Annotated in this window: 18 protein-coding genes; all 18 read right to left on the bottom strand. The window is 63.2% G+C overall.

All coding sequences use genetic code 11. The features are described 5' to 3' along the window. Nucleotides 1-52 precede the first annotated feature (52 nt). The 18 genes from arsC to ehuB all read right to left on the bottom strand — a co-directional run bounded on the left by arsC (nt 53) and on the right by ehuB (nt 16,395). Nucleotides 53-475, bottom strand: a complete 423-nt coding sequence (arsC, locus tag G6N73_RS16395) for an arsenate reductase (glutaredoxin) (protein WP_165029422.1) — start codon at nt 473-475, stop codon at nt 53-55. After that, nucleotides 472-1,167 carry an aquaporin gene (locus tag G6N73_RS16390; RefSeq protein ID WP_165029420.1) on the bottom strand — a complete coding sequence of 232 codons (696 nt, stop codon included), beginning with the start codon at nt 1,165-1,167 and terminating at the stop codon, nt 472-474. The genes arsC and G6N73_RS16390 overlap by 4 nt, the downstream gene beginning before the upstream one ends. After that, nucleotides 1,164-1,673 carry an arsenate reductase ArsC gene (locus G6N73_RS16385; RefSeq protein WP_165029418.1) on the bottom strand — a complete coding sequence of 170 codons (510 nt, stop codon included), beginning with the start codon at nt 1,671-1,673 and terminating at the stop codon, nt 1,164-1,166. Before G6N73_RS16385 ends, G6N73_RS16390 begins: the two co-directional genes overlap by 4 nt. A 13-nt stretch (nt 1,674-1,686) precedes the next feature. Further along, on the bottom strand, nt 1,687-2,019 hold the full coding sequence (locus G6N73_RS16380) for an ArsR/SmtB family transcription factor (RefSeq protein WP_165029416.1): 333 nt from the start codon (nt 2,017-2,019) through the stop codon (nt 1,687-1,689). A 345-nt stretch (nt 2,020-2,364) separates the two neighbouring features. Continuing rightward, nucleotides 2,365-4,974: an arsenate reductase (azurin) large subunit gene (locus G6N73_RS16375; RefSeq protein ID WP_165029414.1), complete on the bottom strand. Its 2,610-nt coding sequence runs from the start codon at nt 4,972-4,974 to the stop codon at nt 2,365-2,367. Between the two features lie 13 nt (nt 4,975-4,987). After that, entirely contained in the window at nt 4,988-5,512 is a 525-nt protein-coding gene (locus G6N73_RS16370) for an arsenate reductase (azurin) small subunit (protein ID WP_165029412.1), read from the bottom strand. A 156-nt stretch (nt 5,513-5,668) separates the two neighbouring features. After that, entirely contained in the window at nt 5,669-7,012 is a 1,344-nt protein-coding gene (locus G6N73_RS16365) for a sigma-54-dependent transcriptional regulator (protein ID WP_165029410.1), read from the bottom strand. Next, the gene (locus G6N73_RS16360) at nt 7,002-8,456 is read right to left on the bottom strand and encodes a sensor histidine kinase (RefSeq protein ID WP_165029408.1); all 1,455 of its coding nucleotides are present in this window, start codon (nt 8,454-8,456) and stop codon (nt 7,002-7,004) included. Before G6N73_RS16360 ends, G6N73_RS16365 begins: the two co-directional genes overlap by 11 nt. After that, a complete protein-coding gene (locus G6N73_RS16355) occupies nt 8,453-9,349 on the bottom strand; it encodes a substrate-binding domain-containing protein (protein WP_165029406.1) in 897 nt (298 codons plus the stop codon). The genes G6N73_RS16360 and G6N73_RS16355 overlap by 4 nt, the downstream gene beginning before the upstream one ends. Nucleotides 9,350-9,381: 32 nt before the next feature. Continuing rightward, complete coding sequence (locus G6N73_RS38590; protein WP_246252107.1) at nt 9,382-9,636, bottom strand: hypothetical protein; 255 nt, start codon at nt 9,634-9,636, stop codon at nt 9,382-9,384. A 52-nt stretch (nt 9,637-9,688) separates the two neighbouring features. Further along, complete coding sequence (locus G6N73_RS16345) at nt 9,689-10,933, bottom strand: sensor histidine kinase (RefSeq protein ID WP_165029404.1); 1,245 nt, start codon at nt 10,931-10,933, stop codon at nt 9,689-9,691. A gap of 3 nt (nt 10,934-10,936) precedes the next feature. Next, nucleotides 10,937-11,638, bottom strand: coding sequence for a response regulator (locus G6N73_RS16340; RefSeq protein ID WP_165029402.1), 702 nt, complete (start codon nt 11,636-11,638; stop codon nt 10,937-10,939). 43 nt (nt 11,639-11,681) lie between these two features. After that, nucleotides 11,682-12,260, bottom strand: coding sequence for a Spy/CpxP family protein refolding chaperone (locus G6N73_RS16335; RefSeq protein ID WP_165029400.1), 579 nt, complete (start codon nt 12,258-12,260; stop codon nt 11,682-11,684). A 324-nt stretch (nt 12,261-12,584) separates the two neighbouring features. Further along, entirely contained in the window at nt 12,585-13,316 is a 732-nt protein-coding gene (locus G6N73_RS16330) for a GntR family transcriptional regulator (RefSeq protein ID WP_165029398.1), read from the bottom strand. Further along, a complete protein-coding gene (gene ehuA, locus G6N73_RS16325; protein ID WP_165029396.1) occupies nt 13,313-14,092 on the bottom strand; it encodes an ectoine/hydroxyectoine ABC transporter ATP-binding protein EhuA in 780 nt (259 codons plus the stop codon). The genes G6N73_RS16330 and ehuA overlap by 4 nt, the downstream gene beginning before the upstream one ends. Next, on the bottom strand, nt 14,089-14,748 hold the full coding sequence (gene ehuD / locus G6N73_RS16320; RefSeq protein WP_165029394.1) for an ectoine/hydroxyectoine ABC transporter permease subunit EhuD: 660 nt from the start codon (nt 14,746-14,748) through the stop codon (nt 14,089-14,091). Before ehuD ends, ehuA begins: the two co-directional genes overlap by 4 nt. Next, nucleotides 14,745-15,473: an ectoine/hydroxyectoine ABC transporter permease subunit EhuC gene (gene ehuC, locus G6N73_RS16315; protein ID WP_165029392.1), complete on the bottom strand. Its 729-nt coding sequence runs from the start codon at nt 15,471-15,473 to the stop codon at nt 14,745-14,747. Before ehuC ends, ehuD begins: the two co-directional genes overlap by 4 nt. A 52-nt stretch (nt 15,474-15,525) precedes the next feature. After that, the gene (gene ehuB / locus G6N73_RS16310; RefSeq protein ID WP_165029390.1) at nt 15,526-16,395 is read right to left on the bottom strand and encodes an ectoine/hydroxyectoine ABC transporter substrate-binding protein EhuB; all 870 of its coding nucleotides are present in this window, start codon (nt 16,393-16,395) and stop codon (nt 15,526-15,528) included. Nucleotides 16,396-16,484: the final 89 nt, after the last annotated feature.

The following is a 16,484-nucleotide window of genomic DNA, read 5'->3' as shown; positions in this document are numbered from 1 at the left end:
ATAGATGGTACCGGGTGCGGGTCAACCCTGCCTCGACGAAATCGAAATAGCTTCAGCGCACGCGCTTTCCAGACGCGTCGATCACGACCTCGCCGTCGTCTTTCGTGAAAGGACCGATGTCCGGATTGGGCAGGATGTCGAGGACAGCTTCCGACGGCCGGCACAGCCTCGTGCCCTTGGGCGTGGCTACGATCGGCCTGTTGATGAGGATCGGGTGCGCCAACATGAAATCGATCAACTCGTCGTCGCTCCATTTCGGATCGCCGAGCCCGAGTTCGGCATAGGGCGTGCCCTTCTCGCGCAAGAGCTGGCGCGGGGTGATGCCCATGGCCGCGATGAGCTCGACCAGCTTCTCACGCGAAGGCGGCGTCTTCAGATATTCGATCACCTCCGGCTCCTCGCCGGACTGCCGGATCATGGCCAGCGTGTTGCGCGAGGTCCCGCATTCCGGGTTGTGGTAGATGGTGACAGTCATTCCGCAGGCCTTGTCTGCTGTATAGGTTTCGGTTCGGCAAGCATCCAGCTGGCCAGCGCGAGCGCCAAAACCGCGCCGAGGAGTTCGGCAAGGACAAACCCCGGCACGTCGATCGGGCGAATGCCCGCGAATGTGTCCGAGAAGGCGCGGGCAATGGCGACCGCCGGATTGGCGAAGGAGGTTGAGGCCGTGAACCAGTAAGCGGCGGTGATGTAGAGGCCGACCAGCCAGGGGATCGCGTCGGAGCGGAAGCGGAGGCCGGCGAGAATGGTGAAGACGAGGCCGAACGCCGCGACTCCTTCCGCCAGCCATTGCGCGCCGCCACTGCGCACCGTGGTCGAGGCCTGCCAGATCGGCAGTTGGAACATGGCGTGCGCGAGCAGCGTGCCGGCAACACCGCCCGCCACCTGTGCCGCGCAGTAGGCGAGCGCCTCGCTCGCGGCGATCTCTCGTCGAAGGGAAAAGACCAGCGTGACGGCCGGGTTGAAATGCGCGCCAGAGAGCGGGCCGAGGATGGAGATCAGCACTACCAGGATCGCGCCGGTCGGCAGTGTGTTGCCGAGCAGCGCGAGCGCGACATCGTCCGTCAGCCGATCCGCCATGATGCCGGAGCCGATCACGGTTGCAACGAGGATGCCCGTGCCCAGCGCCTCGGCCGCCAGACGGCGCGGCAAATCAACAGCCGCGCTCATCCCGCCTTTGGCAGGTTCTGGCCGATTTCGTCGAGCCGCTTCTGCAGGGCGAGCTTGTCGATTGACGCCATCGGAAGGCTGGTAAAGATCGAAATGCGGCTGTTGAGCATCCGGTAAGCCTCGGCGAAAGCCAAATGCTTCTCGGCCTCGGTGCCATCGACCGCCGCAGGGTCCGGCACGCCCCAGTGCGCCGTCATCGGCTGCCCCGGCCATACCGGACAGGCTTCATTTGCAGCATTGTCGCAAACGGTGAAGACGAAGTTCATCTCCGGCGCGCCCGGCGCGGCGAACTCCTCCCAGCTTTTCGAGCGGGCAAAGGAGACATCATGGTTGAGGCTCTTGAGCAGCTGAAGCGCATAGGGATGCACCTCGCCTTTCGGCTGTGATCCGGCGGAGAACGCATTGAAGCGGCCTTGGCCGACCCGGTTCAGGATCGCCTCGGCGAGAATGGACCTGGCCGAATTCCCGGTGCACAAGAAAAGCACGTTGAATGGTTGGTCGCTCATTGGCGGATCCTTTCTAACACTCACAGGTGACAGCGTTGATCACAGGACGGCAAAGCTCCGGCGAACCGTTGCAGCAATCTTCCATCAGGTAGGCGAGCAGGTCGCGGAATCCGGTCATGTCGGCGACGTAGCGCACGATGCGGCCGTCCCGCTCGGCACGGACCAGGCCTGCGTGATGGAGGATTTTCAAATGCGCGGAAGTGGTGTTCTGAACTGCCCCCAGCCGGGACGCGACCTCGCCGGCAGGCACGCCCTCCGCGCCCGCCTTGACGAGAAGCCGGAAGATGTCCAGGCGAGTTTCCTGTCCAAGTGATGCCAGTGCCGCCAATGCGAGTTTCTTATCCATATATCCATAATCAACGATATTCGAGACAGCATTGTGACATTGAGACAGCCGAGAAAGGAAAAAGGGAGACCACGGGGCCTGCGCGCATCCAGGCCTGCGAACCGTTTGGATGAGGTCGGGTGATTTGATGCGGGTTGGCCGCTACGAGATCGGCCTTCTCTAGAGGGCGACAATTGGCGGCGGCGATATCAACGGGATGACCCTGCCGTCGGCACCTGCGCCGCAGCTTCGTTTGCGAGGGCGGCGGTGGCGGTTTCGATGTCGGCCTCCTCGGGCGTTGCGCCGTCCTGACAAGACGATCCCGCCGAAGCCTTTGGGGCCGCGGCGGGATCGCGTGAGACGGCGTCAGGTCGCTGGGTATTCCTGCGACTTGAACGAGAGGTGCTTCACGCTCTCCGGTGCATCGGAGATTTTCCGGATGTTCGCCCATGTCTGCTTGTAGTTCGGGATGATGAACTCGTTTACCCCAGCCGACACGACGTTGCCTTGCACCCCGGTGGGATAAGCGAACAGCATGAAGGTTTCCTTCCGCTTCGCCGTCGGTGTCGGATACACAGCTGCCTGGGTCGAGCCGTTGTCATTGTAAATTTCGACCAGATCGCCTTGCTTTAGCGACAACTCCTCCATGTCGGCGGGATGCATCTCGATGAAGGGATAGGGCCAGCGGTCCATGACCAGCTCATTCTGCTGGTCGAGGTAGGCGCTCTGCCAGACATGGTTGGTGCGGCCGTTGTTGATCAGGAAGGCGAACTTGTCCTTCTCCGCCTGCTTGCCAGCTGCCTGCAGGCCCCGCCACTGCGTCTCCATGAAGACAGCTTTGCCATCCTCCTTGTTGAATTTGCCGTCGGCGTAAAGTCGCTTGGTTCCGACGATACGCTCGCTTCCGGCAGGCGGCGTCGGCGCAGCCCCGGCATTGGTCGGTGCCGCCTCCTGCACCGGCTCCTTCCCACGTGCGCCCTCGATGGTCGGGCCGCCGAGGACCTCACCGGGTTCACCGGTCGAAGTTCCAGCCGCCACGGGACCGGTGGTTTCCAGTCCAGTCGCCGGCTCCTGGAAGCCGTTGGTTCCCATCGCACGCAGACGGGCATAGGTGACGAACTCGCCGCCCTTCTCGTGCTGGTGGTAGCCATCCATGAAGGCGTCTTCTTCGGACTTCCAGTCGAAGCCTTTGAACTGGTCGGCAACCGCAGTGTCGCCCGCCTCGCGGAAAACCCGTTCGAGGTTGTTGGCCAGCCGCGCGGCGATCAGGCAGTCCGGCATCGATTGGCCAGGCGGGTCCATATACCGCTCGGTGAGCCGCATGCGCCGCTCGCCGTTCATTGAGGTGAGGTTCATCTCGCCCGAGGTCGCGGCAGGCAGCCAGACATGGCTCGCCTGGCCGATCTTGGTCGGGATGATGTCCACGTCGACCGAGAACAAGCCGCCTTCGCGGATTGCGCCCATGATCGCGTCCACGGTCGCCTGGCGGTCCCCATAGGGGACAGATGACATGGCGTCCTTCACCATGTCGGTTCGCTCCTTGTACCGTCGCTTGAACTCGTGCGCGTTGAGCGTCGTCTTGTAGTGGTCGCATCCCCAGATGTGGTGTACGCCGCCTTTGCCCTGGATCAGCAACTGGTCGACGTAAGCGGCGGGTCGCCCGACATGCGCGTCCGAGGGCCGCGAATAGCCCTCCTGGTGGCCGCCAAGGCGGACGCAACCACCGCCGGGGCGGCCGATGTTTCCCGTCGCCAGGGCGAGGTTTACGAGTGCGCCGTTGGTCCGGTAGTTGTCGTTGCCCCAGATCAGTCCCTTCTCGTAGGCGAACATCGTCCGCCGCCGTTTTCCTTCCTTTGGTTCAGCGATCCAGGCTGCCGCTTGCTTGATCTGCTCGACGGTGAGGCCGGTTATCTCAGCGGCTTGCTCCAGCGTCGTCCGGTTGCCGGCGAGCGCCTTGTCGAAGTCATTGGTCGAGGCGGCAATGAACTCCCGGTCCGTCCAGCCCTGCTCGGCGATGTAGGTCAACAAGGCGTTGAAGAGCGCGAGATCCGTGCCGGAGTTGATCGCCAGGTGCAGGACGCGATCCTTGCCCGCCTCGACCTCGCAGACATTGACCGTCACGGTCCGGCGCGGATCGACGATGATCACGCGGGCGGGCTCGTGTGGCTCGTCCGGCAGCTCAGCGTTCTTCTTCTCAGTTGAGGTCCCGCGTAGGTTCGGTATCCAGTGATTGAGGAAGTAATTCGTCTGCGTCTCCAGAGGATTCGCGCCCACGACCATGATCGTGTCGGCGAGCTCTGCGTCCTCGTAGCAGTTGTTGAGTTCACCCACGCCCATGTCGCGCGTGGCGTGAACCTCCGAGTTGTAGGCCGGGCGGTTGTGGATGCGGATGTTCTTGACCTTCATGGCGCCGAAATAAAGCTTTCCAGTGCCCCAGGTGTTCTCGTAGCCGCCGCCGGCGCCGCCGTGGTCGAAGGCCGAGACCAACACTCCGTCATCGCCCTGTTCCTTGATTACGGCCGCTGTCACGCGCGCGACGAGGTCGAGCGCGTCATCCCAGGAGGTCGGCTGCATCTGGCCGTAGCGCCAGACCATCGGGTCGGTCAGGCGCTGAAGCTGGGTGTTGCGCGCCCGGCTGAAGCTCATTTCGGCCATGCGGGCGCCGCGGATCGAGCCGAGGCCGGAGTTCACGACGCATTCGGTATCCGGTTTGATGACGATGTGAACGTCTTTTCCGTCCTGCTTGACGATGTTGTACATCGACGGGGAATACCAGGCGGGCGTTTCCGCCTCCTGTTGCTGCGATAGGTCCACACCGAAGACGTTCTGGTCGGGCGCTGTGCCGCCCTGGCGATTCACGTCCCAGGTATAGGCGTGATAGCCGCAGCCGACGATGCAATAGTGGCAGACGACATTGTGAACCTTGGCATCTGCTGGGATGATGGGCAGGCGGTCGATCTGACGTTTGTAAGCCATGACTGGTCCTCCCCTAGAGCACGTTCGACAGGCGACCGTAGATGAGCTCGTCGAGCCCCTCCGCGAAAATGTCGCCCTTCTTGTCCACGCGAAGCTGGTATTGCGGCAGGTTCTGCGTCGCTTGGCCCCAGATCTGAAGGCCTCCGGCCTCGCAGTCGAAGCGGGAATAGTGGCCGGGGCAGTTCAGCGTGCGGTCCTCTGCGTTGTAGTTCAGCGGAAAGCCCTTATGCGGGCATACGGTCGAGAAGCCGACGATATCGCCATCGGGTCCGGCTCCGCCTTCGACGCGCGTGCCGAGCTTCAGCAGGACGCCGGGGGCATTGTCATCGGGATAGCCGACGTCGAGCGGCTCGTTCGGTTTCAGGTCGGCGATGTTTGCCAGCCTGTTGGAGGGGTATTCGACCAGAGCTAGTCCAGGTGCGGCTCTCGCCGGAGTTACTGGCAGCGATACCGCAGCGGCCGCTCCGGCAGCGGCGAAGGCGCTTCCCCTCAAGAATTGGCGACGGCCGACATCGACCAGCCTGTTGCAGCGTTCCATCCTGTTCCTCCCATATGAAACGACAAAGGTCGTCCTATGCGAAGCAACAGACGTGCCAGATACGTAAGTGTTTGTTAGCGTTGAGGAAAGCGACACCAGCCTGGTTTCTGGAGCCAATGACGTTCGGAAATCCGAACATGTTGCACTGCCGAGGGTTCAGGAATCCGAACGCGCCCGCTCGGCAAGACCAAGCCGTGTCATCTTCTCCCACAGGGTGGTTCGCGAGACAGCCAGCAAACCCGCGGCCTTGGCAATCTGGCCGCCGGTCTCTTCGAGCGCGCGCTCGATCTGACGGCGTTCGGCCGCATCCCTGACGTCGGCCAGCGGCACGAATCCAGCGCTGCCGGCCTTGGCAGCGTGTTCGGGAAACAGGTCGCCCGGCATGATCCATTCGCTTGTCGAAAGCGCGGCGGCGCGGTCGACACGGTTGCGAAGTTCACGGACGTTGCCGGGCCACGCATATGTAAGCGCGGCCTCTTCCGCGAGCGCACTGAACCCGCGGATGCGCGTTTCCGAGCGGCTGACGGCGTTCGCGAGAAACCTGTCGAGAAGCCACGCAATGTCTTCCGGCCGCTGACGAAGCGGCGGGATCTCTACGGGCAGGACGTTGATACGAAAATAGAGGTCTTCCCGGAATCCGCTCGTTCCTCCTCGAGTTGCGAGTTCGCGATGCGAGGCTGACACGATGCGGGCGCGGAACGGGATCAGTGTCTCGCCGCCGACGCGCACCAGGCTTCTATCCTCGATGAGTCGAAGCAGCTTGGCCTGCAGAGGCAGGGGCATGTCGCCGATCTCGTCCAGGAAGAGCGTGCCCTTGCCCGCACGCTCGGCATAGCCGAGATGCCGGCGCCCGGCTCCGGTGAACGCGCCTTTCTCGTGGCCGAATATCTCGCTCTCGAGAAGCTCTGCGGGGATCGCCGCGCAGTTGACCGCCATGAACGGCTCCGCGGCGCGAGGGGAAATCTGGTGCAGCAGCCTGGCCGCCACTTCCTTTCCGGAACCGGTTTCTCCGGTGATGAGCACGGGCAGGTCGTGGTTTGCGTAGCGGTGGATCAAATCTTCCGCGTGCTGGATGGCCGGAGATTCGCCGAGATAATAGCCCTTCAGCCTGACTCCCGAACTTGTAGTCCGGCGGCCGGATTCGATGCGCTTCAGAAAGTCGTCCATCTCGAAAGGCTTGGTCATGAAATCGACCGCGCCCGAGCGCATCAGCCGCACGGCCTGATCAACTTCGCCAAAGCCGGTGACGAACAGGAAGGGAGGCGCATTGGGCTGTCTGGCGAGTTCGTTGAAGACGGTCTCGCCAGACATGTCCGGGAGCCGGATGTCGCAGATGACGACGTCGAGCGCGTGCGCTGCCGCGGGAATGTCAGCGATGGCCTCGCGGCCCGATTGCCACCAGGTGACCGCCCAACCTTCGAGTTCGAGCCGCTGGACGATCGAACCGCCCATGACCGGGTCGTCCTCCACAAGCCCTATCCTTGAGCGGTCAGGCAGCATCGGCTTCGGCATCCTCCCTGTCGAAGGGAATTTCCAGCGTCACCGCCGTCCCTCCGTCGTTCTTGGGTGCGATACTGGCACTTCCGCCGAGTTCGTCAACCACGCGTCTGACCATCCAGAGACCGAGGCCGCGTCCGGCGCGCACCGCGGGGCCAGGATCCCGGTCGACGAGTATGCCCGCAATTTCCTGCGGCATCCCCGGACCCTGGTCGCCGATTTCGATTGTAAGACTTCTTCCTGCGCCCTTTGCCCGCAACGAAACGACGCCTGCTTCGGGTGTGACAGCCGCCGCGTTGAGAAGGAGGTTAAGCACCGCCTGACGCACCGGGCCGCCCCTTACAGGGAACTCACGCGCGCCGTCCCACAAGATGTCCCACTTGAGCTGCTGTCGCTTGCGGCGCAGTTCGGGCTTGAGCAGCAACCGGACATCGTCGAAATCGTCGGCCGTGAGGGGACGCCGCGAGCGCTCCGGGCGGTAAGTGGCAAGCGCCGCCTCGACAACGTCGCGGATGCCGGCTAGCCCGCGCTCGATCAGGCTGATGGACGTGTCTCGGACCCCGGGTGTCTGCCCGTGGTTCTTCAACGTGTCGATGGCGTTGAACAGGCCGCCGAGCGGGTTGTTGATCTCGTGCGCCATGCCGGAAGCAAGTCTCCCGAGGCTCGACAGCTTCTCCTCTTCGGCAAGGCGCATAGCAAGGTTCGCGCGATCGCGCTCGGCATACACGAGCGTATTGTAGCCATGAAAAAGGCTCGCGACCTCGCCATCGCCTGGCGGTATCTCACCCGGCGATATTGGCTCGGTCGCGCCGTGAACCGCCGAGCGCATATGGCTCTCCAGCACGCGGATCGGACCGATCATGCGATGGACAAGCAAGAAGCCGCCAAATGCGAAAAGACCGGCAACGATCGCGTTCGTCACCAGGAGCGTGACCAGGACTTCGCGCCGCTCGGCAAACAGGTGCGATACGTCGAACGTCGCGTGGATCGCACCGATTGGCTGGCCTTGATAGACGAGTTCGCGGCGTGCGAATCCTGTCTTCCTGTCTTCGTCAATCGTCACGGTCTCAGCACCGTATCGCGATGCGTATTCGACAGAGAGTTCTGAATATGCCTTGATCTTGTCGGGATCGGTCGCAGCAAGCACGCGCCCGTCCGAGCCGGTGACAACTGTTTCGATCGGTACTAGGGACTCATATACGGACGAGGAGCGGTCGAGCGCGTCGAAGACTTCCCATACATCTCCGCGTAGCACAGCGGGCAACACTGACGAAGACAGACCGTCCAGATAAGTCCCTGCCAGTCCGTCGAGATAACTTTCCTGGGTGCGCGACAGACGGTCGAGGACCCTCTCGGAGATGGCTGCGCTGATCACCACCATCAGCAGGGCAACGATGGCAGGGACTCGGAAGGAGAGCGGGATCGCCTGCCAGCGGAACGGGCTCATCCGAACTGCCTCACCGTTTCGACCTTGGCGGCGATGGTATCGAAAATCTCCGGTGGCGTGACGGCGAAGCCGTCGAGGCGCAGCATGTCGAGCACCTTTCTGCCTTCCGGATCGTCGAACATCGAGACCAGTGCGTCCCGGAGCGCGGCAATCCTTGGGTCGCCAGCCGATGATTTCGGGGAGGCGACCGGAGGAAATCCCAGCCACTCCGATTTCCGCACGATCATGGTCCGGTTCACCAACTCCGGCTCGATCTCGCGCATCACCTCCCAGACATAGCCGTCCACGCTTCCAGACTGAGCGAGGCCGGACGCAACCGCCCTGATCACGTTGCGGTGGCCGTAGGTGTAGAAATTGCGCGAGAAGAATTGGTTGGTTCGAAGCTGGTTTTCGGCAAGCAGCGCCCGCGTCACCAGGAACCCGGAATTGGAATCCGGATCGGAAAAAGCGTGAATATCACCCTTAAGCCCGGTCCAGTCGTCGACCGGTCGGTTTGAGGCGGCGATCAGGTAAGATTGGTAAAGCGGCTTGCCGTGCCAGACAGGCGTGGCGACGAGGTCGAGGTCGGCCTTGAACTGGACATAGGGATAGCCGCAAATCCATGCGCCGTGGATCTGCCCCGAAACAAGCAGCGCCGTGATCTCCTGATAGGTGCGCCGCGTGACCAGTTCGACCGCACCGCCTATCCTCGAAACGAGATAGCTGCGCAGGTGACTGAGCAACTCCAGGTCGCTTGATAGGAAAACAGGCGTCAGGCCGAACTTGAAGGGTTCGTCCTGTGCGCGTGCGAGCCTCGGCAAAGCGAGCGCGACCGCGCTGGCCAACGCCAATTTCGAGAAGTCACGACGGGACAGTCGGCCGATACCCACACCGTGCGAGCCGCAACGCACCATCAGTTCCTCCCCGTCTTTGCCGCTTAAGCAGCTTATTCCACGCCCGAGCGGATTGCGACCGGGCTAATTTTTCTCCGTGTCGAGGGTGTCAATTGATTTTCGACGATATTGCCCGTCTTCTTGTAGATTTGCGACGCCTTGGTCCGCCTCATTGAGTGCGTGCCGTATTGTTTCGGATCCAGCTGGCAGCATGCGCTCGCTCTTACGCGACGCGTCAGCTCGCCGCCATAGACGCGCGTCGTCCAGCCTGGTTCGATAATCTCGCAGTTGAGGATTCGTGCGTTCATCATCCTCCCGTCCCGCTTGGGGCAGCTTTCACATGGGTATGTGCCCGCCGTATCAAGATGTGGCTGGAAACGTGACGACGAAGCAGGCGCCGCCGTCGGATGGCGATTCATGGTGCACGGTTGCGCCGTGATGCAAAGCGATCTGGCGCACCAGCGACAGGCCGAGACCCCAGCCGCCGGCCGTCTCGCTGCGGCCCTGTGGCCGGAAGAACGGCTCGAAGACGCGCTCGCCGGTTCCTTCCGGCAGGCCAGGCCCGTGATCGCACACCTTGAGCACCACCGTGCCGCCTTCGGCCCCCACATGCGCGCTAACCGGCGGGCTGCCATGTCTCTGCGCGTTCTGCATGAGATTGCGAGCCAGCCGCGTGAGCAGCTTCGGGTCGCCCGACACCACGCCGGGTTCGCCGGAGACGTCGACGCCGGAGCGCGCACCTTCCTCGGCCGTGAGCGCCAGCAGATCCACCGGCTCCATCCGTTCAAGCTTCTCGATATGGTCAAGCCGGCTGGCTAGCAGGATCTCCTCTACCAGCGCGTCGAGCTCGGCGAGGTCGCGCACGATCTCGTCTCGCACCAGGCCGCTTTGTCCGGCTGCATCGAGGTCGATCGCCATGCGCAAGCGCGCGAGCGGCGAGCGCAACTCGTGGCTGGCATTGGCAAGCAACGACCGGTGCGCGGCAAGCAGCTGCTCGATCTGCTCGGCGGCGCGGTTGAAGCTCGCCGCCACCGCCGCCACCTCGTCCTTGCCTCTCACGGCGACGCGCGTGTCGAGAGCGCCCTCGCCCCAGCGATCCACGCCCTGGCGCAACGCTTCAAGGCGGCGCGTGAGGTGGCGTACGACCGGAAAGGCGGCAAGCCCTATCGCCGCGGCGATCAGCGCGAGATAGGCAAGGGGGGTGCGACCGACCGGGCCGAATGGCATTCTCATCCGCGCCGCGACCACCCTTCCGTCCGGCAGCCGACTGACCAGCAGGTGATGCCCGCCAGGGTGCATCCTGCGCCGGAATCCGATCTCGTCCTGGGGGACCGGGCGGCCGGCCGCTGCAAGCAGCCGGCCTTGGGGGCCGTAGACGGAGATGTCGGCATCGAAGGCGGCGGAGAGGCGCTGCACCGTCGCCTGCAGCATAGCGGGGTCGGAATCCGCCGGCAGCATCGCCGCGATGAAGGCGTCGCGCCGGCCGCTCCAGCCGGCATGTTCGCGTTCCATGCCCATGCGCACGAAGACCCCGCTTGCGATAGCCACGACCGCGAGGCTGGCCAGCACGGTGAGATAGATCTTGACGAAAAGGCTGTTGAGCATGGCCTATCTGTCACCGTCCTGAAAACGGGCAAAGACATAGCCTGCGCCGCGCACGGTGATGATGCGGCGAGGATGTTTCGGATCAGTCTCGATCGCGGCGCGGATGCGCGAGACATGCACATCTATCGACCGGTCGAAGGCTTCCAGTTCTTCGCCCTTGACCATGTCCATGAGTTGTTCGCGCGACAGCGTGCGTCCGGCATTTTCGGCAAGCGCCACCAGCAGGTCGAACTGGTAGCTGGTCATCGGGCAATCGCGCCCGTCGACGCGGGCCGAGCGCGACGAAGGGTCGATCTCCAGCTGTCCGAAGCGCAGAATGCGCGGGGAGGCGTTCGCGCCGGCGTTGCGGCGGCGCAGGATCGCCTTCAGCCGCGCCAGCAATTCCCGCGGATTGAACGGTTTCGGCAGATAATCGTCGGCGCCGATCTCCAGCCCCACGATGCGGTCAGTCTCGTCGCCTCGCGCCGTCAGCATCAGCACCGGCACATCGGAGCTCGCGCGGATACGCTTGAGCGCCTCGAAGCCGTCCATGTCGGGCAGCATCACGTCGAGAACCACGGCATCAGGCGACAGCCGTGCGACCTCGGCAATGCCTGCGCCCGCCGTCTCCGCCGCTTGCACACGAAAGCCGTTGCCCGTCAGATATTCCGCGAGCATGGCGGACAGGCGCCTGTCGTCGTCGACGATGAGAACCTGGTCCGCCATGTCCGTTTATTCGCTCCGATTCGAAACTGCGCCGGTACAGAGCTTACCAGCGGCGGTGCCAGCCGCGATCCTCGAAATGCTCGACCAGTTCCGCGCGCTGCTCGGCCGTCAGCACCTCGGCGGCGTCGAGCAGCGCCGCTGTCAGCTTGCGCGAGGCTTCGTCGACCGCCGCAACACGCTCGGCCCGCAGCTTCTCCGCCGCCTCGCGGTCGATGGTTGCTGCGCCGAGCAGCTTGGCGACATCGTCTCGCGTATCGCGGAAGCCGCGCATGATCGGGCGGACATCGTCATGGAGCTTGTCCATGATCGCCTCCAGCTTCTCTTCCTGCTCGGGTGTGGCGTCGATCTCCTCAAGCATGCGCTCGAAGTGGCGCCCGCCAAAACCCGGGCCGCCAAAACCCATGTGGTGGCGGAAATTGGCCTGCATGTGCATGCCGGGTCCGCCGTCGCCCCAGCCCATGCCGAAGCGCTGCATGCGCTCGTAATCCTGGCTGAGCGCGCCGGCGACGCCGACGCCGGCAAGCGCCGCTATCGCAATGCCGCCTATGGCGATGCGCTTGCCCCAGCTCTTCTTCCGCGGGGCGCCGGAGAGGCCGGCCGGTTCCGGATGGTTCGTTTCCATGATGCTGGTCCTTTTAGCTAAAAGCGGCATCTCTGCCGCGGCTGGGCCAGACTAGGAGCGCAACGTTTCGGCCGTTGCGGGCGAATGTAAAGTTGTGTGAAGCCGGCAAGGCGCTATTGCGGCGGGAGGCGGGAATGCGGCGGCAGGCTCTCCACCCTACCTGAAATCCCATGTCTTCCGCTTGATCTCTGACAGATCGGGGGAAATGCGTTTCAGTCACGAAGAGCCCAAGCGGCATCACAATTGAAATCGTTTGAGGTGAGCAATCCCGAGATCGGCGTCCTAAGGCGGTGACGCCATCGGCTGCGGTCCGCGCCAGGCCAACTAGCGCCGCCGGTCCGCCTCTTCATGCTTGCTCGAATGGCGCATCATGCGGTGGAAGCTCATTGAGATATGAGCGCGCCTTATATGCCCGATCGATTCCCAGTCGCCGATCTCTGCGGCGGCAAGCACCTCCTCCATTTCGCGGCGGAACGCGGTGAACTCTTCCACAAGACCTAGCCGCGGCATCATTTTCAGGACCACACGCGCGACCTGGAAATACAGGCGCTCGCTGATCTCGCGCAACGGCTGGTTGCCGGTCATCGCGGTCAACTCGTGGAAAAAATCCATGTTGAGACGCAGGAAGGCACGCTGATCGGGATTGAGGAGGTCGGAATCACAGCGCGCAATGAGCGCCCGAATTCGGTCGAGATCGGCCGCCGTCCGCGGGATCGGCGAAAGCCTGCCGATCAGCAGCGCCAGTTCCAGGCGCAGATCGTAGACCTGCTGCAATTCCTCGATGTCGACGTCGGTTACGAGCGTGCCGACGCCATGGACGGACTGAACCAGACCTTCGGATTCAAGCCGCGCCAGAACACGGCGAACCGGAGTGCGGCTGATCTGGAACTCCTGCGCCAACTCTTCCTCGGAGAGGTGACTCCCCGGCGGGTAGTCAAGCAGGCAGATGCGGTCGCGCAAAATACGATAGATTCGCTCGAACCGTTCCCGCGCCGAAAGCGGGCGCGGCGCGGGAGCAGCCTCCGTTACGATCGCGGCGTCCGCTCCAAGCGTCATCCGGCCTCCAGTACAGCGTGCAAGAATTGCCGTGTCCGCTCGTTCTTGGGCGCGCCGAAGAGTTCGCTTGGCGGACCCTGTTCGCAGATCTTGCCCGCATGGAAGAAGCAGACGCGATCCGAAAATTCCTTGGCGAAGCCCATCTGGTGGGTAACCATCAGCATGGTCAGGTCATGTTCCCTGCCGAGTTTCCGGATGACCTCCAGCACTTCACCGACAAGTTCGGGGTCGAGCGCCGACGTCACCTCATCGAACAGCATGATCTTGGGCCTCATGGCGAGCGCCCTGGCAATCGCAACGCGCTGCTGCTGGCCGCCGGAGAGTTGGGAGGGATAGTGACCCTTCTTCTGTGATAGTCCGACCATGTCCAGAAGCTCGGCGGCGCGTTCTTCCGCTTCCGCCCGTTTCATGCCGAGCACTGTTATCGGCGCCTCGATGCAGTTCTGCATCGCCGTCATATGCGGGAACAGATTGAACGACTGGAACACCATCCCGATCTTGGCTCGGATCTTGCGGATATGGGCGAGATCGGCGGGTACCAGCTTGCCGTTCCTCTCCATGTGCGTGAGCGGCTCGCCTTCGACCCAAATGACGCCATCGTTGATAGTCTCGAGCGTCATCAGCATGCGCAGCACCGTGGTCTTGCCCGAGCCGGACGGGCCGATGACGGAAACTTTCTCGCCGCGGGGCACATCGAGATTGAGCCCGTCGAGAACGGTCAGCGCACCGTAGCGTTTCGAGACGTTCTCGAAGCGGACCATTGGTTGTTCCGTCATCGCATGGTCCTCCGGTTGAGCACGCCTTCAAGGGAGCGGATAAGCGCGGCCGAAACCAGGCTCATCGCAAGAAAGAACAGGCCGACCAGCGTGATCGGCTCGGTGTAGCGGAACGTCTCGGAGCCGATGATCTTGGCGGTCTGCATGAGTTCCAGGACCGCGATCGCGGAAAGCAGCGGCGTCTCCTTGAACAGCGCTACGAGATAGTTGCCGAGCGCCGGCACGATCGGCGGGATGACCTGCGGGATGATGATATCGCGGAAGGTCGTCCATTGCGAGAGATTGAGCGCGATCGAGGCTTCCCACTGGCCGCGATGGATATTGTCGAAGCCGGCGCGGTAGACCTCGGAGCAATAGGCCGCATAGTGGATGCCGATGGCGAGCACGCCGGCCGTGAAGGCGTCGAGCACGACGCCGAATTTCGGGAAGACGAAATAGATAAAGAATATCTGGATGAGCAGAGGCGTCGAGCGGACCAGTTCGACGAGCACCGAGATCGTCCAGCCCGTCCACGGCACGGCGATGCGGACCACGGCCAGCACGAGACCCAGCGACGCGGCGATCGCGAAGCCAAGCACCGTCGCCTCGATGGTTACGATGGCCGCGCGGGCGAGGACCGGAATGATTTCGAAGGCGAATGCCCAGTCCCAGATCATGCTGCCTTCCCCCGCGCCAGCCCGAGCGACGCGCGCTTCTCGAGAAATCTCATGCCGATGGTCAGCACCAGCGACATGGCGAGGTACATCAGCAGGACGAGGGTAAAGATCGGAATGGTCTTGAACGTGTTCTGGTTCATCTGCTGCGCCTTGAAGGCGAGGTCCGAAAGCGTGATCAGCGAGACGAGCGCGGTCGATTTCAACAGCTCGATGAACAAATTGCCCCAGGGCGGGATCATGGCGACGAAAGCCTGCGGCAGGATGATCCGGCGCAGCATCTGGGAGCGGCTCATGTTGAGCGCGGTCGCCGCCTCCCACTGGCCGCGCGCGACAGCCTGGATCGCGCCGCGCACGCACTCCGATCCATATGCCCCGACGTTCAGGCCCAGCGCCAGGACAGCGACGGGAAACGCATCGATCGAAAGGCCGAATTGCGGCAGGACGAAAAACAGCCAGAACAGCTGCACCAGCGCCGAAGTGCCGCGGAAGATCTCGACATAGACCGTCGCCAGCCATCGGAGCGGCGCCGGGCCATACATCCGCGCCAGCGCGGCGAGCACGCCCATGACGACAGCGAGCAGGCTGCCGAGGACGGCGATCTCGATCGTCAGGACCGCGCCCTGCAAAAGTCCCGGCAGGAACAGGCTATATTCTTCCTGCGTCGCCAGCACGCCGATCACGGCCAGTGCTGCGACGAGCATGCCAACCAGTGTACCGATTCCCATCTGCGCCTCCAAAAAAAGGGGCGGCGCTCTCGCGCCGCCAGCAGTTGGGAACTTATTGGCCGGCGCAGAGCTCGGCTGTGGTCTTGTTCGGCAGATAGTCCTTGCCGAAGCCGAGCGGTTCGACCAGCGCGATATGCTCCGGCGAGCCGAGGAACGTCTTCAGTTCGGCATTGAACGCCTCGAGCAGATCCGTGTCCTCCTTGCGGAAACCGAAACCGCCGTGGCCTTTCACCGACTTGCCGGCAACCTCGCCGAATGGCGTGGTCGATTCGACGCCGTCGGCCTTCTTGGCCATGTCGGCGATCGACAGGGCGGTGAGCGCGGCAGCATCCGCTCGGCCCGACTGGACGGCCGCGACAAGGCTGGACTGATCGGGCAAGGAAACAATCTGCTCAGCTGCAACGCCCGCGTCCTTCGCATAACCGCCCTCGACCGCGCCGGCCATCACGGCCAGCTTGAGGTCGGCATTGTCCTTGATGCTGGAATAGTCCTTGACCCCTTTCGGGTTGCCCTTCGCCACCAGCATGGCCTGGCCGATGCCGTAAGACGGTTCGGAAAAATTGATCTCGGCGCAGCGCTTCGGGTTGATGAACATGCCGGCTGCAATAATGTCGAAGCGGCCGGCCTTGAGCCCGGGAATGAGCGAACCGAATTCGGTCAGCACGCCATCGACCTGCGCGATGCCCATCTTGGCGAGCACCGCCTTGGCGACTTCCGGCGCTTCGCCGGTCAGCTTGCCGTCAGGCGTGGCGTAACCGAACGGCGCCTCGTTGGCGAAGCCGACGCGGATAAAGCCCTCCGCCTTGGCCTTCTCGAGCGTCGACTGCGCCTGAGCCGGCAGCGATGTGAATGCCGCTCCTGCGAGAGCCAGAACAGCGGCCGCCTTGACGACCGAACGGCGGGATATCGGTGACTTGAACATGAGTTCCCCTTTTTTGTGATTTGCGCGATTACCTGGATCGGCTTTTCTCGCGAAGCCGTCGCCAAGCTCACATGACGTATACAACTCCG

Origin of the sequence: Allomesorhizobium camelthorni (genome assembly GCF_011045125.1) — a bacterium.
In the GTDB taxonomy this organism is placed as follows: domain Bacteria; phylum Pseudomonadota; class Alphaproteobacteria; order Rhizobiales; family Rhizobiaceae; genus Allomesorhizobium; species Allomesorhizobium camelthorni.
This window is presented reverse-complemented; position numbering and strand designations above follow the sequence as displayed.

What these genes read in the sequence shown, in the direction of transcription:
- G6N73_RS16335 (WP_165029400.1), bottom strand. Translation starts at nt 12,260, where the DNA reads ATGGAAACGAACCATCCGGAACCGGCCGGCCTCTCCGGCGCCCCGCGG.
- G6N73_RS16360 (WP_165029408.1), bottom strand. Translation starts at nt 8,456, where the DNA reads ATGAGCCCGTTCCGCTGGCAGGCGATCCCGCTCTCCTTCCGAGTCCCT.
- G6N73_RS16330 (WP_165029398.1), bottom strand. Translation starts at nt 13,316, where the DNA reads ATGACGCTTGGAGCGGACGCCGCGATCGTAACGGAGGCTGCTCCCGCG.
- G6N73_RS16390 (WP_165029420.1), bottom strand. Translation starts at nt 1,167, where the DNA reads ATGAGCGCGGCTGTTGATTTGCCGCGCCGTCTGGCGGCCGAGGCGCTG.
- G6N73_RS16380 (WP_165029416.1), bottom strand. Translation starts at nt 2,019, where the DNA reads ATGGATAAGAAACTCGCATTGGCGGCACTGGCATCACTTGGACAGGAA.
- G6N73_RS16365 (WP_165029410.1), bottom strand. Translation starts at nt 7,012, where the DNA reads ATGCTGCCTGACCGCTCAAGGATAGGGCTTGTGGAGGACGACCCGGTC.
- G6N73_RS16385 (WP_165029418.1), bottom strand. Translation starts at nt 1,673, where the DNA reads ATGAGCGACCAACCATTCAACGTGCTTTTCTTGTGCACCGGGAATTCG.
- G6N73_RS16375 (WP_165029414.1), bottom strand. Translation starts at nt 4,974, where the DNA reads ATGGCTTACAAACGTCAGATCGACCGCCTGCCCATCATCCCAGCAGAT.
- ehuB (WP_165029390.1), bottom strand. Translation starts at nt 16,395, where the DNA reads ATGTTCAAGTCACCGATATCCCGCCGTTCGGTCGTCAAGGCGGCCGCT.
- G6N73_RS38590 (WP_246252107.1), bottom strand. Translation starts at nt 9,636, where the DNA reads ATGAACGCACGAATCCTCAACTGCGAGATTATCGAACCAGGCTGGACG.
- arsC (WP_165029422.1), bottom strand. Translation starts at nt 475, where the DNA reads ATGACTGTCACCATCTACCACAACCCGGAATGCGGGACCTCGCGCAAC.
- ehuD (WP_165029394.1), bottom strand. Translation starts at nt 14,748, where the DNA reads ATGATCTGGGACTGGGCATTCGCCTTCGAAATCATTCCGGTCCTCGCC.
- ehuC (WP_165029392.1), bottom strand. Translation starts at nt 15,473, where the DNA reads ATGGGAATCGGTACACTGGTTGGCATGCTCGTCGCAGCACTGGCCGTG.
- G6N73_RS16370 (WP_165029412.1), bottom strand. Translation starts at nt 5,512, where the DNA reads ATGGAACGCTGCAACAGGCTGGTCGATGTCGGCCGTCGCCAATTCTTG.
- G6N73_RS16345 (WP_165029404.1), bottom strand. Translation starts at nt 10,933, where the DNA reads ATGCTCAACAGCCTTTTCGTCAAGATCTATCTCACCGTGCTGGCCAGC.
- G6N73_RS16355 (WP_165029406.1), bottom strand. Translation starts at nt 9,349, where the DNA reads ATGGTGCGTTGCGGCTCGCACGGTGTGGGTATCGGCCGACTGTCCCGT.
- G6N73_RS16340 (WP_165029402.1), bottom strand. Translation starts at nt 11,638, where the DNA reads ATGGCGGACCAGGTTCTCATCGTCGACGACGACAGGCGCCTGTCCGCC.
- ehuA (WP_165029396.1), bottom strand. Translation starts at nt 14,092, where the DNA reads ATGACGGAACAACCAATGGTCCGCTTCGAGAACGTCTCGAAACGCTAC.